The organism is Acinetobacter sp. DMC2 (assembly GCF_056314305.1).
The window spans coordinates 204,141-218,289 of the sequence record NZ_JBQUYP010000002.1 but is presented as its reverse complement, the minus strand read 5'-3'; the positions used below and the strand labels follow the sequence as shown (position 1 = coordinate 218,289).

Below are 14,149 nucleotides of genomic sequence, written 5' to 3'. Positions count from 1 at the left end.
GAGTTTGAGCAATGTCTCATCAATCAGAATTAATCAGTCAAGATATCTTGGCCTATTTAAAGCAACATGAACAAAAAGACCTTCTGCGTTTTTTGACTTGCGGTAACGTAGATGATGGTAAAAGTACACTTATTGGACGTTTACTCTACGATTCAAAATTGATTTATGAAGATCAATTGCAAGCTGTAACGCGCGATAGTAAAAAAGTAGGAACCACAGGTGATGCACCAGACTTGGCATTACTTGTAGATGGTTTACAAGCTGAGCGTGAGCAAGGTATTACCATTGATGTGGCTTACCGCTATTTCTCAACTGAAAAGCGTAAGTTTATTATTGCGGATACCCCAGGACATGAGCAATATACCCGTAACATGGCAACTGGTGCATCAACTGCTGATCTTGCAATTATCTTGATTGATGCGCGTTATGGTGTGCAAACTCAAACTCGTCGCCATACGTTTATTGCTAGTTTACTTGGTATTAAAAATATCGTTGTTGCTATCAATAAAATGGACTTGGTTGAGTACTCTCCTGAACGCTTCACTGAAATTCAGATTGAATATGATGCTTTCGTAAGTCAGTTAGGTGATCGTCGTCCAGCCAATATTCAGTTTGTACCGATTTCTGCTTTAAATGGCGATAACGTAGTAAATGTTTCTGAGCATACAGCTTGGTACAAGGGTCAAACCTTGATGAGCATTCTTGAATCTGTGGAAATTAGTCGTGAATCAAACAAACACGAATTCCGTTTCCCAGTTCAATATGTGAACCGTCCAAACCTCGATTTCCGTGGTTTCGCTGGTACTGTTGCTTTGGGTGAAATCAATGTTGGTGATGAAATTGTTGCATTACCATCAGGTAAGCGCTCAACAGTTAAAGAAATCGTAACATTCGATGGAAATCTAGACCAAGCTGTTGCAGGTCAAGCGGTTACATTAACGTTGAATGATGAAATTGATATTAGCCGTGGTAATGTTCTAGTACGTGCAGGTGAACAACCATTAATTTCTCGTAGTGTTCGTGCTTCAGTAGTATGGATGAATGAACATCCACTGGTGAAAGGTAAGCTGTACAACGTTAAAATTGGTACACAGACTGTTCCTGCCAAAGTAATGAACATTCACTATCGTGTGAATGTAAATACGCTTGAGCATACTCAGGTTGAAGAGCTTGAGTTAAATGCAATTGCTGACGTTGTTGTTGAATTTGATGCTCCAGTCGTATTTGATCAATATCAAGATTCACGATACACAGGTTCATTTATTTTCATTGATCGTTTAAGCAATGTAACGGTTGGTGCGGGTATGGTTGAGTCTGCGGTAGAGTGGACTGCACATAGCAATCCTGTTACTGCTGAAGATCGTGCTGCACGTTTAGGTCAAAAACCTGCGGTGATTGGGATTTCTGCACAGTTAATCGAGAAAGCTCAAGTTTTAGAAAGTTTATTGATCCAACAAGGTGTAGTTGCGATTGCAAAAGCTAACTTAACTGCTGAGCAAATTACTTTATTGCGTGAGACAGGTGTTGTGGTTATCACTACGGCTGTGGATGGCACAGATACAGAAGTTACTGCTGAAACCGTTGAAGAAGCAGTTGAAAAAGTTGTGGAATTAGTCCGTCTTTAATAGACTGAATTAATTTTGAAAAAACCCGCGTAAGCGGGTTTTTTTATTGGGTTCAGAAAATATTTTGAGTTTTTAAAGTTAAATATTCCCTTAAATCTTTAGGATAGCTCTGAATCATCTTTAAAAATATATCTCGATCGCCTTGATATAAGGCGCGTGTTGCTTCTTCGTAATTTGGCATATTACCCGACATGGCAGACATAAAACGGTCGATGGCTTGTTTGGCCAGCATAATATTGCCTTCAGAACTTGGGTTATTTAACTCTTTATCAATTAACTTACGAATTACTGCTGATGCACTCGCACTTTGTTGATCTAACCATTCCCAATGTTTTTTCTGTAAAGTGATTTCACGCGAAATTACTCCGAGTTTAGGCCGTCCAACTTTTTTAATTTCTTCCGGTTCAGCATAACGTTGTTGAAATTCTTGTTCCGAACCAGAAAGATCAAGATCAATTTGTTGACCTGTTTGATCATTAAAAATCAGAATATTTTCCGTTGTTTTCGGAAGATCTTTAAGTTTTTTTGCAAGTTCAATTAGGGAGTCACTCGCAATAAGCGTGCTTCCAGTGAAAGCAGTATAGGTGATTTTAGTATTCATTTTAGCCGTATATTTTTATCTGGGTAAAATAATATTATCAGGGTAAAATTAATTCGGCAAATAATTAAAATTATAACCAAAGAATTATTTGATTTTATGAGTGTAGTCTATGAAGTTAGGACTATAAAAATAGTCAATATAATAGGCTATTTAAAATTTTATTCTGCTTTGATATCGCTTTTATGAGACAATGTTTTTTTATTTTTGTGTATTAGGACTCCCATGATTGAGCAATCTCCTGAATCTTTAAGCGATATCGAAATTTTAGACATTTTACAGTCTATGAAAAAAGATAAGCTGGATACGGAAGCAAATGAGATTATCCGTAATGGGGGGAAAGCTGGGCGTCAAGAAGCACATAAACAGGCTTTAGTTGCATTGAATGCAAACTTTGAAGAAAAGTTTGTAGAAGCTGCTACGCTGGCATTAGGCTTGAATTCAGGTCAGGCGAAAAAGATTCGCTATAAAAAAGATCGTATCCGTATTTTTAAAGCACGTGGTATTGATTATTTAGCTATTGATGGTGCAGAAACTGCTCAGGTTTTAGCCCAAGTTGCTCAAGCGATTAGTCGTGAAGATGCGATCGTGACTGAAGGTCTACACAATATTTTTCCATTTTGGAAAGAAGGTTGGCCAATGGTTCAGTTTGATAATGCTTATAAAATTTTAGAAGAAGACATTACATTGCATTTTCAAATTGTGTTAGATCACTTAATTGAATATGTACAGAAATAAAAAAAGCCCCGATTGGGGCTTTTTTTATTGTGGAAGAATAATTAAAGCGTGCTAAAGAGTGGGAAAACACCAATCACTAAAGCAGTTCCCATTAATACCATACACGTTATGAATGCCCACTTTAAAGTGAACTTTTGATGGTCGGCAAAATCGACTTTAGCAAGACCACATAACAAATAGGTTGATGGAACAAGAGGTGATAGCAAGTGTACAGGTTGACCTACGATCGAAGCGCGAGCAATCGCTTCTGCACTAATACCATAATGTGAAGCAGCTTCAGCAAGAATAGGTAAAACGCCATAGAAGAAAGCATCATTCGACATAAAGAAAGTCAAAGGCATACTCACTAAGGCTGTGATCGGTGCAAGGTATGGACCCATGCTTGGAGGAATCATTGCGACGAATTCTTTAGACATCGCCTCAACCATACCTGTGCCAGATAAGATACCTGTGAAAATACCTGCTGCGAAAATTAAGCCCACAACAGCTAAGACACTATCTGCATGCATTGCAATACGTTTTTTCTGCATATCAACATCTGGGTAGTTAATAAGCATTGCGATACAGAACGCTATCATGAACAACACAGACATAGGCAAAATGCCTTTGATCAAAGCAATCATAAGAAGGATTGTGAGCACCATATTTACTTTGCGTAAATGTGGGCGAGTCGCTTCAGGATCTTTCGATACGGTAATGTTGTCACCATGGTGAGTTTCAAGTTCAATAACGCCTAAACGTTTTTGCTCGTAACGACCATATAGGTACGCCAAGAAGAATAACCAACCAATACTAATGACCATCGGGATAATCATTGGTACGAAAATGTGGCTTGGGTCAACTTGTAGGGCGCTTGCAGCACGAGCTGTAGGGCCGCCCCATGGTGTTAGATTCATTACACCACTACATAACAGCATAAGTGCAGTCATGATGAGAGTATTCATTCCTAAGCGTTGATAAAGTGGCAGCATTGCAGCTACACAGATCATATAGGTTGTTGAACCATCGCCATCTAAAGAAACCATTGTGGTTAAGAACACAGTTCCTAGTGTGATTTTTAGAGGATCACCTTTAACCTTTTTTAAAATCCATTTAACCGGTGGATCGAAAAGACCTGCATCGATCATTAAGGCAAAATATAAAATTGCGAATAAAAGCATTACGCCAGTTGGCGCTAATTTTTTGATGCCATCCAGCATCATCTCGCTGAGACCTTTGAGTTCAATGTGACTTAAACTTTCAAAGTAGTGACCTAGGCCCCAAGCAACAAGTGAAAAAATAAATGGGATGAGAATTAAAGCAATAATAGGGCTTAAACGTTTGGACATGATTAAGTACATGAAGCACAAAATCATGCCAACACCAAGTAATGTCAGCATACAATCAATCCTTTGCCTATAGTTTTACTGAACAAGTTTATTCAAAACTCTGACCTTGGTTATTCTTATTAATTTTTATTAAAAAGACAAATAATATATTTAGTTTATTTGGTTAATATATATTCAGTTGGAGAGGTATATTTAAGCGAAATACTGAACATATATATTAAGATTATAGTAAGCATATAATAAATATTATTCATTATATTAGATTATAAAGGTTTTATAAAAATAAAAATTATATGATATTTTTTAAAATTATATATGGTTTGATGGGGGAAATGAGAAGAAGAACCATTTAAATACTTGCTTTGAACTAAGTTGCATAAGTTCTGAGGTAATGTAAATCGGGACTTAACTGCTTAGTGATAATTGAGATATATAGATTATTCTATTATTTTTCAGTATTTAAGATTTAATATAAATGATGATTTAAATAATATTGCTTTTAGATTAAAAGAGCAACTTGAATTTATGAATCTAAAATAATTATTACACATATTTGAAATATTTATTTAGATTAAAAAAATACCCCACATAAAATTGTGAGGTATTTAAATTAATATAAATTAGTTGTCATCAATTGATGAATGTACTTCTGTTTGTTCTAAAATTCGAGTTACAAGAAGTTGGTCAATTTTAAAATGATCGACATCGACTACTTCAAACTTGTATCCACCGAATTCTACAAAATCTGCTGGACGTGGAATTTTGCGCAGGCGGTACATCATAAAGCCTGCTAAAGTTTCATAATTTTCTTCATCAGGCATTTCGTCAATTTCAAGTGCGTGTCTTAAGTCATCAATCGGTGTGCTGCCATCAATTAACCATGAGTTATTGTCACGTTTAATGATTTGTTGTTCTTCATCAATTGGTGTTACCCAGTCGCCCATAACCGTAATCATAATATCGCTTAAAGTAATAACACCTACGACAAGCGCATATTCGTTTATCACAACCGCAAACTTTTCTTTTGTAGAACGGAAACGATCAAGTAATTCCGATAGGGTTAGGGTGTCAGGAATCATCAAGACAGTACGAATGGTTGATTCATTCAATTGAGTTGGGGATTGGTTATTTAAAATGCGAACAAGAAAGTCTTTAGCATCGACGTAACCAATGACTTGATCAATATTTTCATTACAGACCAAAAACTTTGAATATGGATACTCTGCTAATTTTTGGCGAATGCTATCTTCGTGTTCATTTAAAGTGAAATAAACAACATTTTCACGTGTGGTCATGCTCGAAGGTACGTTACGTTCTTCTAATTCAAAAACATTCTCGATAAAGTGATGTTCTTGTTTCTGAAGTACGCCCGCTTGAGCACCTGCATCCATGACTGCTGAAATATCATCAAAAGTAATATTGTCTTCTCGTGTTGTATTCACTTTAAACAAACGGAATAGCAGGTTGGCAATTGCGTTAATTCCCCAAGCTAAAGGTTTGCAAATCTTAATAAAAACTTGAATTGGGTTAATAACACTAATTGCAATTTTTTCAGGTGCAATCATAGCCAAACGTTTTGGCATAAGGTCGGCAAATAAAATAAAAAGTGAGGTCACTAGGGTGAAGGAAAGGGCAAAACCGATCGTTTGTGTCCAAGGGCCTGTGTAAAAGCGGTCTACTAAAGTGACGAAATAAGGACGAAAAGCAGCTTCACCCAAAATACCGCCTAAAATCGCAACTGCATTTAGACCAATTTGAGAGGCTGCAAAAAAGTCAGCAGATTGTTCTTGTAAATCTAGTACTTGTTGGGCGCGTTCTTCACCCGCTTCGGCTAGAATTTTTAGCTTAACTTTTCTGGCACCTGCTAGTGCAATTTCAGTTAAAGATAAAAAGCCTGCTCCGATGATAAGCAGTACGATGATAATGATATTTTGAAAGAGACTCACAAATCACCTGAGGTTCATCATTATTATGACTATGTTTTAACATAAAAAAGCGCTGAGGTAATCAGATTGATTGCTCAGCGCTTGAAGATAGGACAATTAAATTAAAATTTATTTAATAGTGAGAAAATTGTGAATTGTTGGTTAGAAATTCACGGTTTTCTTCTTCAATCATTTGACGAGCAACAAATAAGATAAGTTGGCGCAGCCAGCGATGAGCAGGGTGATGATGTAACAACGGGCACCAAGCCATTTTAAGTTCGAACTCTGGAATATAAAAAGGAGGATCCTTTATAACCAGTTTAGGGTTCTGTGTTTGTAGGCGTGCCATGCGGGTTGGTAATGTAGCAATAAGATCTACATTTTGAGCAAGTAATGCAGGCATTTGGTAGTGGCGAGTAAATACAGAAATTTTACGACGTTGACCAATACGTTCTAATGCCTGATCAATCCAACCTAAACCACCTTGTTTATCTGGGTTTACCCCAAAACCTACACCCATACCTGTTTTAGAAACCCAGATGTGTTGTGCATCTAAATAGCTTTTTAAATTTAAATGCGTCACAGCAGGATGTTTGTCGTTCAGAATACAACTGAAACTATCACGCCAAACTAAAACCTGATGGAAACTTTGCGGTATTTCATTAAATCTATTAATTGCAAGATCAACTTTACCTTGTTCCATATCTCTATAAGACACATCACTCGGTGTAAGAAAATCAAGAACAACGTTTGGAGCTTCAGAGCGGAGCGCTTTGACAAGACGAGGAACTAAAGTTGCCTCAGCATAGTCAGATGTCATAATGCGGAAAACGCGATTACTTGTATAAGGGCGGAATTCGGTACGGGGTTCCAAAATCATGGAGAGATCAGAAAGAGCATCACGAATACGAGGCTGTAATTCAAGTGCACGTTCTGTTGGTGTCATCCCTTCAGATGAGCGGATAAGAAGAGGGTCATTAAATAAATTACGCAAACGACGTAAAATATTACTCATTGCAGGCTGAGTTACCCCAAGCTGTTCGGCTGCGCGTGTAACATTTTTTTCACGAAGAAGTACATCAAGATATATTAATAGATTAAGATCTACTCGCTCCAGATTCATAAAAAAAATACCGAAAATAAAACCCTGAAATTGTTTCAAATTATGCCATATCTAATAACTATTGTGTGAAAAAATGATGAGAAAAACGACATTTTTTGTAGGAATTAAGTAGGAGTGAGAGGTGCTTCAAAGGCTCGATTTTATTGTCTTTGCAACGTTTTTAAGTATGAAGGTGATAAATAGAATATATTTATATATAACTCATTACTTTCTAGCATGTAAATTGACTTTTTACATTGGCGAAAATAGCCTAATTTACAATTGACTTTTTAAATTAAAAATGGCTAGAAAAACTTCAAAAAATGTATAAAAATAAGACTTACTCGTTTTTTAGAATAAAATTCTATACTCCTTTAGAATAATTTTATTTTTATAAACAAAGTGTTAATGTTTTTGGTTTTATCTATAATATCGATTTATCGGTATATTTTTTAAATAAATACTGAAGATTAATAAAGGATATTGGATTAATTGATTGGCTAAGTCTAAGCTGTGTTCATGACGAAGCAGCTGGTGTCATAAGAAATTTAAGTACATGACTCTACGCTTCAATCGATGAAATCCTAAAATGAATACAGGACAATATCATGACTACATATCAAACAGCGATTGATGCAATCCGCGAACTAAAAGCAAAATTCGGTAGCACTTGGCGCGATATTAGCCCAGAAGATGCTGCACGTATGCAAATGCAAAACCAATTCAAAACTGGTTTAGATATTGCTAAATATACAGCTGCGATTATGCGTCGTGATATGGCTGCTTATGATGCTGACTCTAGCAAATATACTCAATCACTAGGTTGCTGGCACGGTTTTATCGCACAACAAAAAATGATTGCGAACAAAAAATACTTCGGTACTACTGAACGTCGCTATATCTATCTTTCTGGTTGGATGGTTGCTGCTCTTCGTTCAGAATTTGGTCCACTTCCTGACCAATCTATGCACGAAAAAACTTCAGTACCTGCATTAATCGAAGAAATCTACACTTTCTTACGTCAAGCTGACGCAAAAGAATTAAACGATTTATTCCGTGCGCTTAAAAAAGCGCAAGAAGCGGGTGATACTGCTAAAGCTGCTGAAATCACTGCTCAAATCGACGGCTTCCAAACTCACATCGTGCCAATTATTGCTGACATCGATGCTGGTTTCGGTAACGAAGAAGCGACTTACTTACTTGCTCGTAAAATGATCGAAGCTGGTGCTTGTGCGCTTCAAATCGAAAACCAAGTATCTGATGCTAAACAATGTGGTCACCAAGCTGGTAAAGTAACTGTTCCACATGAAGATTTCATCTCTAAAATCCATGCATTACGTTATGCATTCTTAGAAATGGGTCTTGATGACGGTATCATCGTTGCGCGTACTGACTCTGAAGGCGCTGACTTGACTCAAAAAATTCCAGTAGTTAAAGAGCCAGGTGATATTGCTTCTCAATATATCGGTTTCTTAGACACTGTTGAAATTGACATTGCTGATGCTCAAGAAGATGAAATCTTGATCAAACGTGATGGTAAATTACACCGTCCTAAGCGTTTACCTTCTGGTTTATATCAGTTCCGTGCTGACACACAAATTGACCGCGTTGTACTTGACTGTGTGACTAGCCTTCAAAATGGTGCTGACCTTCTTTGGATCGAAACTGCGACTCCAAACGTAGAAGAAATCGCACACATGGTTAACCGTGTTAAAGAAGTTGTTCCAAATGCTAAGCTTGTTTATAACAACAGCCCATCATTCAACTGGACTTTAAACTTCCGTCAACAAGCTTACGACCGTTGGGTTGCTGAAGGTAAAGACGTTTCTGCATATGACCGTGCTAAATTAATGAGCGCTGAATATGATAATACTGAATTAGCTGCTGATGCAGATGCTAAGATCCGTACATTCCAAGCAGATGCTTCTCGTGAAGCGGGTGTGTTCCATCACTTGATCACACTTCCGACTTACCATACTGCTGCTCTTTCTACACATGAGCTTGCACAAGGTTACTTCGGTTCTGAAGGTATGTTGGCTTATGTTGCTGGCGTACAACGTAAAGAAATCCGTGGTGGTATCGCTTGTGTTAAACACCAAGCAATGGCTGGTTCTGACATCGGTGATGATCACAAAGAAATCTTCTCTGGTGACAACGCTCTTAAAGCACATGATGATGCTAAGAACACAATGAACCAATTCGCAGCTCACTAAGAATTGATTTCAAAAAAAACCCGCTCATATGAGCGGGTTTTTTTTATATTAAAAATAATTATTTTTTCAAAACATAATGCTCAGCTAAAGAGCCTTCAATTTTTTTACCTTCCATGTCTAAAGCAGTTGCCGTATTTTCACCAATAAAGAATTTACGGTTTTGTCCTTTATCATCTAACGTAATGACTGAAGTATTATCTTTGTCAAAAGTAAATGTACCATGGGTTTCAAATGGTTTCTTATCACCTTTGCCAAGATAAGTTTCAGTCAATTCATAAGTTTTATCATCTTTTAACTCTAAATCAGTTTTGATGCCTTCACAGTCTGCACATGGAAGAGTGCCTTTATATGTGCCATTCCAATCTAGTGAGTTTTCAGCTGTATGAGCAGTATCTACTGCATTGTTATTCGCTTCAGTGGTTTGAGCTGGAGCAGAGGCTTGAGTTGTTGTATCGGCTTTATTTTCGTTTTTGCTACAAGCAACAAGAAGGGCACTTACAAGTGCAACTGATAATAATGTTTTTTTCATGATGAACTAAACCTCGGAAAATAAATAAAAAACCAAATAACAGGCTATGAAATATGAGAGCTTAATAAAAGTTTAAGTATGTAATTTAATTTTAACAAAAGGTAAAGTGAGTAAATTTTGGAATAATTATTAAAACAAAAATAAAAATGAGGTATTCACTAAAACGATTTAATGAATACCTTATAAATTACGGTTGCGCTGAAACTCCACCTAGAGAGTCACATGCTGATTTATAGAGTTGGTATTGTTGCTTTAAAACTTCTTCTAGCGGCATGTCGAATAACTCTTCACCATTTTTGTAGCTTTCTACGTATGAAGTTGCTTTTTCTTTGCTTACCGCTAAAGATTGCTGGTAATAAGAATTAATCGAGCTTGTTGCAAGCTGGCTTGTCTCAACATTTTTACATTCGAAATTGTGCAGGATTTTTTCTGCACGTTTGACCTCATTAGATTGGCCAAAAATACACCCAGTTAAAAAGACAAGTGGGGTTAACACGAAAAAAAGTTTCATGGAGAGCAAGTATGGAAGCAACGGTAGGCGCTATTGTATAAACAATTCCATAAGTTACTGTGGTTTTATGTTAGACATTGATGATTTTTTAACTCATTAAAATCAAAAAAATTGTATCTAATTTTATCGGTTGGCTTATTTTCATATTTGGTGCGTATTTTGCTTATAACTTTAAGCACTTATTTTGAACATATGAACCAGAATGAATCAGGTACAAACGTTTTCAAAAAACTCTTTAGCACCATTTTGGTATGCACGATTAGAGCTCGGATTTTGTTTTGAAAATTCACGCACCATAATGAGTCATAGAAAGCATCATGGCCCTGTTAGGGTGCAAAAAATGCTCTGGCCTGAAAGAACGGGTGTATGTCATGCCATTATTGTTCATCCTCCAGCCGGCATTGCAGGAGGAGATCATCTTACTTTTGAAATTGAAACCAAAGATCAAGCTCATGCGGTAGTAACTACTCCGGGCGCGGGAAAATGGTACAAAACCAATGGTAAGCAAGCTTTTCAGCATATTCATTTGCATGTGAAAGATCAGTCCATTTTAGAGTGGGTTCCACAAGAAACGATGCTGTTTGATGGGGCTTTAGCACATTCAGAAACTCATATTCATCTTGATAATGCTGCGAGTTTTATTGGTTGGGATATATTGGTACTTGGGCGGCAGGCACGTGCAGAGCGCTTTGTGCAGGGAAGCTACCACAACCAATTTAAGTTGTGGCGAGAGCAAAAATTATTGGTCGCAGACACACTGTTTTTTGAAGGCGAAGATCGCTGGCTTCGTTCATGTTTAGGTATGAATAATCAAGCCGTGATGGGAAGCTTTTGGGCTGTGCCACCAGAGAAATATCGGTCTTCATTTTATTTAGAACAACAGCTAGAGCTCATTCGTGAATTAATGATGCGTATGCAAGCGCCTGTAACTTTAACACTATTAGATGATGTGGTTTCGGCTCGTTTTTTAGGAAATGATGTCCGACATTGTCATGATTCTTTTGCGGCTATACGAGCAAAATTAAGACGTTATTGGTTTGATTTAGATGAAGAATTTCCAAGAATTTGGAAGACTTAAGTTACGTTAAATTGCGTATTTAAAAAACAGTTAAAACAAGTATGCTACTTTTGAGCACGTATTTTGCTTAAACAATATAAATGCCATTTAGGAAAGAGAAATGGAACTCAATCCAACAGAAAAAGATAAGTTACTCATTTTTACTGCAGGTTTAGTGGCTGAGCGTCGTAAAGCGCGTGGATTGAAACTGAATTATCCAGAAGCTATTGCTTTTATTTCAGCAGCTTTACTTGAAGGTGCACGAGACGGTATGACGGTCAGTGACTTGATGCATTACGGTACTACTTTATTAAAGCGCGAAGATGTGATGGAGGGTGTACCAGAAATGATTGCTGAGGTTCAGGTCGAGGCAACTTTTCCAGATGGCTCGAAATTAGTCACAGTCCATCAGCCAATCATATAAAAGGAACGCTTATGATCCCCGGTGAAATCATTACTCCAGATGCTGATATTGAACTGAATGTTGGGCGACAAACTTTAAAAGTTGTAGTTGCCAACATTGGTGATCGACCTATTCAGGTGGGTTCTCATTTTCATTTTTATGAAGCAAATGATGCATTACAGTTTGATCGCGAAATGGCGAAAGGCTTTCGATTAAATATCGCAGCAGGCACAGCAATACGTTTTGAACCGGGACAAAGTCGGGAAGTAGAACTTGTTGCTTTAGCGGGTAAGCGAGAAGTATATGGTTTTGCTGGCCGAGTCATGGGCAAGCTGGACTACACATAACAACGATAATGAAAGAGATGAGTAATAAGTTATGAAAATGTCACGTCGTGCATATGCTGAAATATTTGGTCCAACGGTTGGTGATCGTATTCGCTTGGCTGATACAGAGCTTTTTATTGAGGTTGAGCAAGATTTAACGACCTATGGTGAAGAAGTTAAATTTGGCGGTGGCAAAGTCATTCGTGATGGAATGGGGCAATCTCAACTTTTAGCTGATGAAGTTGCTGACACAGTCATTACTAATGCCTTGATTGTGGATTGGTGGGGAATTGTTAAAGCTGACGTGGGCTTAAAAAATGGCCGAATCTGGAAAATAGGAAAAGCTGGAAATCCAGATATTCAACCAGACATTACGATTCCTTTAGGGGCTGCAACAGAAGTGATTGCGGGTGAAGGACAAATTTTAACTGCAGGTGGTATTGATACTCACATTCACTGGATTTGCCCGCAGCAAGTTGAAACTGCGTTAATGTCAGGGACAACAACCATGGTCGGTGGCGGTACAGGGCCAGCAGCCGGAACTTCGGCAACGACAGTGACTCCGGGGCCTTGGCATATTGCGACCATGTTACAGGCAATTGATGATTTGCCTATGAATATTGGTCTATTAGGCAAAGGAAATTTGAGTTTACCTGACCCCATTCGAGAGCAAATTAAAGCTGGAGTAATTGGCTTAAAGCTGCATGAAGACTGGGGTTCAACACCTGCTGCTATTGATAACTGCTTGAGTGTGGCAGACGAGTTTGATGTGCAGGTAGCGATTCATACAGATACTTTAAATGAAAGTGGTTTTTTAGAAGAAACTTTAGCTGCATTTAAAAATCGTACGATTCATACATACCATACCGAAGGTGCAGGCGGTGGGCATGCACCTGACATTTTAAAAGCGATTGGGCAAAGTAACGTATTGCCATCTTCAACTAATCCAACGCGACCTTATACGATTAATACCATTGATGAGCATTTAGATATGCTCATGGTTTGCCATCATTTAGACCCAGCAATTGCTGAAGATATCGCTTTTGCAGAAAGTCGTATTCGCCGTGAAACTATTGCCGCTGAAGATATCCTGCAAGATTTAGGCGCGATTGCCATGATGTCTTCGGACTCTCAGGCGATGGGGCGTGTAGGTGAAGTGATTTTACGTACTTGGCAAACTGCCCATAAAATGAAAATTCAACGTGGTCCTTTAGAGGGTGACAACGAGTTCCATGATAATAATCGCGTTAAACGCTACATTGCCAAATATACAATTAACCCAGCAATTACACATGGTTTAAGTCATGAAATTGGTTCAATTGAAGTAGGGAAGCTTGCTGACTTAGTGTTATGGAAGCCCGCCTTTTTTGGTGTGAAACCATCCATGATTATTAAAGGCGGCATGATTGCAGCAGCACCGATGGGCGACATTAATGCCTCAATTCCGACACCTCAACCAGTGCATTACCGTCCAATGTTTGGTGCTTATCCACGTGGTGTACACAACACATGCATTACCTTTTTATCTCAAGCAGCGATTGATGCAAATGTTGCTGAAAAACTAAACCTTAAAAAGTTAATTAGTCCATGTAAAAACACCCGCGCCATTAGCAAAGCTGATATGAAACACAATACATATTGTCCTGTCATGCAGGTTCATCCTGAGACTTATGAGGTGAGGGCAGATGGTGAGTTATTAACCTGTGAACCTGCTGAAGTATTGCCAATGGGACAGCGTTATTTTTTGTTTTGATGATTTTATAGAGATGATTTGCCTCATTGCTGTATTTGTAG

The 14,149-nt window shown here is 37.8% G+C and carries 13 protein-coding genes; 7 read left to right on the top strand and 6 right to left on the bottom strand.

Translation table 11 applies throughout. The features are described from left to right. Positions 1-11: 11 nt before the first annotated feature. Entirely contained in the window at positions 12-1,625 is a 1,614-nt protein-coding gene (cysN, locus tag ACT53H_RS05375) for a sulfate adenylyltransferase subunit CysN (protein WP_476008812.1), read from the top strand. A 52-nt stretch (positions 1,626-1,677) separates the two neighbouring features. Here cysN and ACT53H_RS05370 read toward each other — a convergent pair whose 3' ends face one another. Beyond that, positions 1,678-2,226 (bottom strand): DUF2239 family protein, encoded by a 549-nt coding sequence (locus ACT53H_RS05370; protein ID WP_476008811.1) that lies wholly within the window; start codon positions 2,224-2,226, stop codon positions 1,678-1,680. 222 nt (positions 2,227-2,448) lie between these two features. Between ACT53H_RS05370 and ACT53H_RS05365 the strand changes: the two genes are divergently transcribed. After that, entirely contained in the window at positions 2,449-2,961 is a 513-nt protein-coding gene (locus tag ACT53H_RS05365) for a hypothetical protein (RefSeq protein WP_004793963.1), read from the top strand. 41 nt (positions 2,962-3,002) lie between these two features. Here ACT53H_RS05365 and ACT53H_RS05360 read toward each other — a convergent pair whose 3' ends face one another. The 3 genes from ACT53H_RS05360 to ACT53H_RS05350 all read right to left on the bottom strand — a co-directional run bounded on the left by ACT53H_RS05360 (position 3,003) and on the right by ACT53H_RS05350 (position 7,337). Then, complete coding sequence (locus ACT53H_RS05360; protein ID WP_004793962.1) at positions 3,003-4,340, bottom strand: CitMHS family transporter; 1,338 nt, start codon at positions 4,338-4,340, stop codon at positions 3,003-3,005. A gap of 569 nt (positions 4,341-4,909) precedes the next feature. Further along, positions 4,910-6,235, bottom strand: a complete 1,326-nt coding sequence (paeA, locus tag ACT53H_RS05355; protein WP_004793961.1) for a polyamine export protein PaeA — start codon at positions 6,233-6,235, stop codon at positions 4,910-4,912. A 112-nt stretch (positions 6,236-6,347) separates the two neighbouring features. Continuing rightward, positions 6,348-7,337 (bottom strand): LysR family transcriptional regulator, encoded by a 990-nt coding sequence (locus ACT53H_RS05350; RefSeq protein WP_004703082.1) that lies wholly within the window; start codon positions 7,335-7,337, stop codon positions 6,348-6,350. Between the two features lie 587 nt (positions 7,338-7,924). Here ACT53H_RS05350 and ACT53H_RS05345 point away from each other — a divergent pair. Further along, the gene (locus tag ACT53H_RS05345; protein ID WP_004793960.1) at positions 7,925-9,529 is read left to right on the top strand and encodes an isocitrate lyase; all 1,605 of its coding nucleotides are present in this window, start codon (positions 7,925-7,927) and stop codon (positions 9,527-9,529) included. Between the two features lie 58 nt (positions 9,530-9,587). On the opposite strand, the gene ACT53H_RS05340 is transcribed toward ACT53H_RS05345, so the two are convergent. Together ACT53H_RS05340 and ACT53H_RS05335 are read right to left on the bottom strand one after the other, a co-directional pair. Beyond that, entirely contained in the window at positions 9,588-10,058 is a 471-nt protein-coding gene (locus ACT53H_RS05340) for a copper resistance protein NlpE (RefSeq protein ID WP_005303368.1), read from the bottom strand. A 187-nt stretch (positions 10,059-10,245) separates the two neighbouring features. Further along, a complete protein-coding gene (locus ACT53H_RS05335) occupies positions 10,246-10,569 on the bottom strand; it encodes a hypothetical protein (protein WP_174728281.1) in 324 nt (107 codons plus the stop codon). Positions 10,570-10,771: 202 nt separating this feature from the next. Between ACT53H_RS05335 and ACT53H_RS05330 the strand changes: the two genes are divergently transcribed. From ACT53H_RS05330 to ureC, 4 genes are all read left to right on the top strand, one after another. Continuing rightward, on the top strand, positions 10,772-11,647 hold the full coding sequence (locus ACT53H_RS05330) for an urease accessory protein UreD (RefSeq protein WP_476008810.1): 876 nt from the start codon (positions 10,772-10,774) through the stop codon (positions 11,645-11,647). Between the two features lie 100 nt (positions 11,648-11,747). Beyond that, complete coding sequence (ureA, locus tag ACT53H_RS05325; protein ID WP_004793952.1) at positions 11,748-12,050, top strand: urease subunit gamma; 303 nt, start codon at positions 11,748-11,750, stop codon at positions 12,048-12,050. Positions 12,051-12,061: 11 nt separating this feature from the next. Continuing rightward, positions 12,062-12,376: an urease subunit beta gene (locus ACT53H_RS05320; protein WP_476008809.1), complete on the top strand. Its 315-nt coding sequence runs from the start codon at positions 12,062-12,064 to the stop codon at positions 12,374-12,376. A gap of 31 nt (positions 12,377-12,407) precedes the next feature. Continuing rightward, positions 12,408-14,108, top strand: a complete 1,701-nt coding sequence (gene ureC, locus ACT53H_RS05315) for an urease subunit alpha (RefSeq protein ID WP_476008808.1) — start codon at positions 12,408-12,410, stop codon at positions 14,106-14,108. The last annotated feature ends 41 nt before the right edge of the window (positions 14,109-14,149 follow it).

What these genes read in the sequence shown, in the direction of transcription:
- ureA (WP_004793952.1), top strand. Translation starts at nt 11,748, where the DNA reads ATGGAACTCAATCCAACAGAAAAAGATAAGTTACTCATTTTTACTGCA.
- ACT53H_RS05340 (WP_005303368.1), bottom strand. Translation starts at nt 10,058, where the DNA reads ATGAAAAAAACATTATTATCAGTTGCACTTGTAAGTGCCCTTCTTGTT.
- ACT53H_RS05370 (WP_476008811.1), bottom strand. Translation starts at nt 2,226, where the DNA reads ATGAATACTAAAATCACCTATACTGCTTTCACTGGAAGCACGCTTATT.
- ACT53H_RS05330 (WP_476008810.1), top strand. Translation starts at nt 10,772, where the DNA reads ATGAATCAGGTACAAACGTTTTCAAAAAACTCTTTAGCACCATTTTGG.
- ACT53H_RS05365 (WP_004793963.1), top strand. Translation starts at nt 2,449, where the DNA reads ATGATTGAGCAATCTCCTGAATCTTTAAGCGATATCGAAATTTTAGAC.
- ureC (WP_476008808.1), top strand. Translation starts at nt 12,408, where the DNA reads ATGAAAATGTCACGTCGTGCATATGCTGAAATATTTGGTCCAACGGTT.
- ACT53H_RS05350 (WP_004703082.1), bottom strand. Translation starts at nt 7,337, where the DNA reads ATGAATCTGGAGCGAGTAGATCTTAATCTATTAATATATCTTGATGTA.
- ACT53H_RS05320 (WP_476008809.1), top strand. Translation starts at nt 12,062, where the DNA reads ATGATCCCCGGTGAAATCATTACTCCAGATGCTGATATTGAACTGAAT.
- ACT53H_RS05360 (WP_004793962.1), bottom strand. Translation starts at nt 4,340, where the DNA reads ATGCTGACATTACTTGGTGTTGGCATGATTTTGTGCTTCATGTACTTA.
- cysN (WP_476008812.1), top strand. Translation starts at nt 12, where the DNA reads ATGTCTCATCAATCAGAATTAATCAGTCAAGATATCTTGGCCTATTTA.
- ACT53H_RS05345 (WP_004793960.1), top strand. Translation starts at nt 7,925, where the DNA reads ATGACTACATATCAAACAGCGATTGATGCAATCCGCGAACTAAAAGCA.
- ACT53H_RS05335 (WP_174728281.1), bottom strand. Translation starts at nt 10,569, where the DNA reads ATGAAACTTTTTTTCGTGTTAACCCCACTTGTCTTTTTAACTGGGTGT.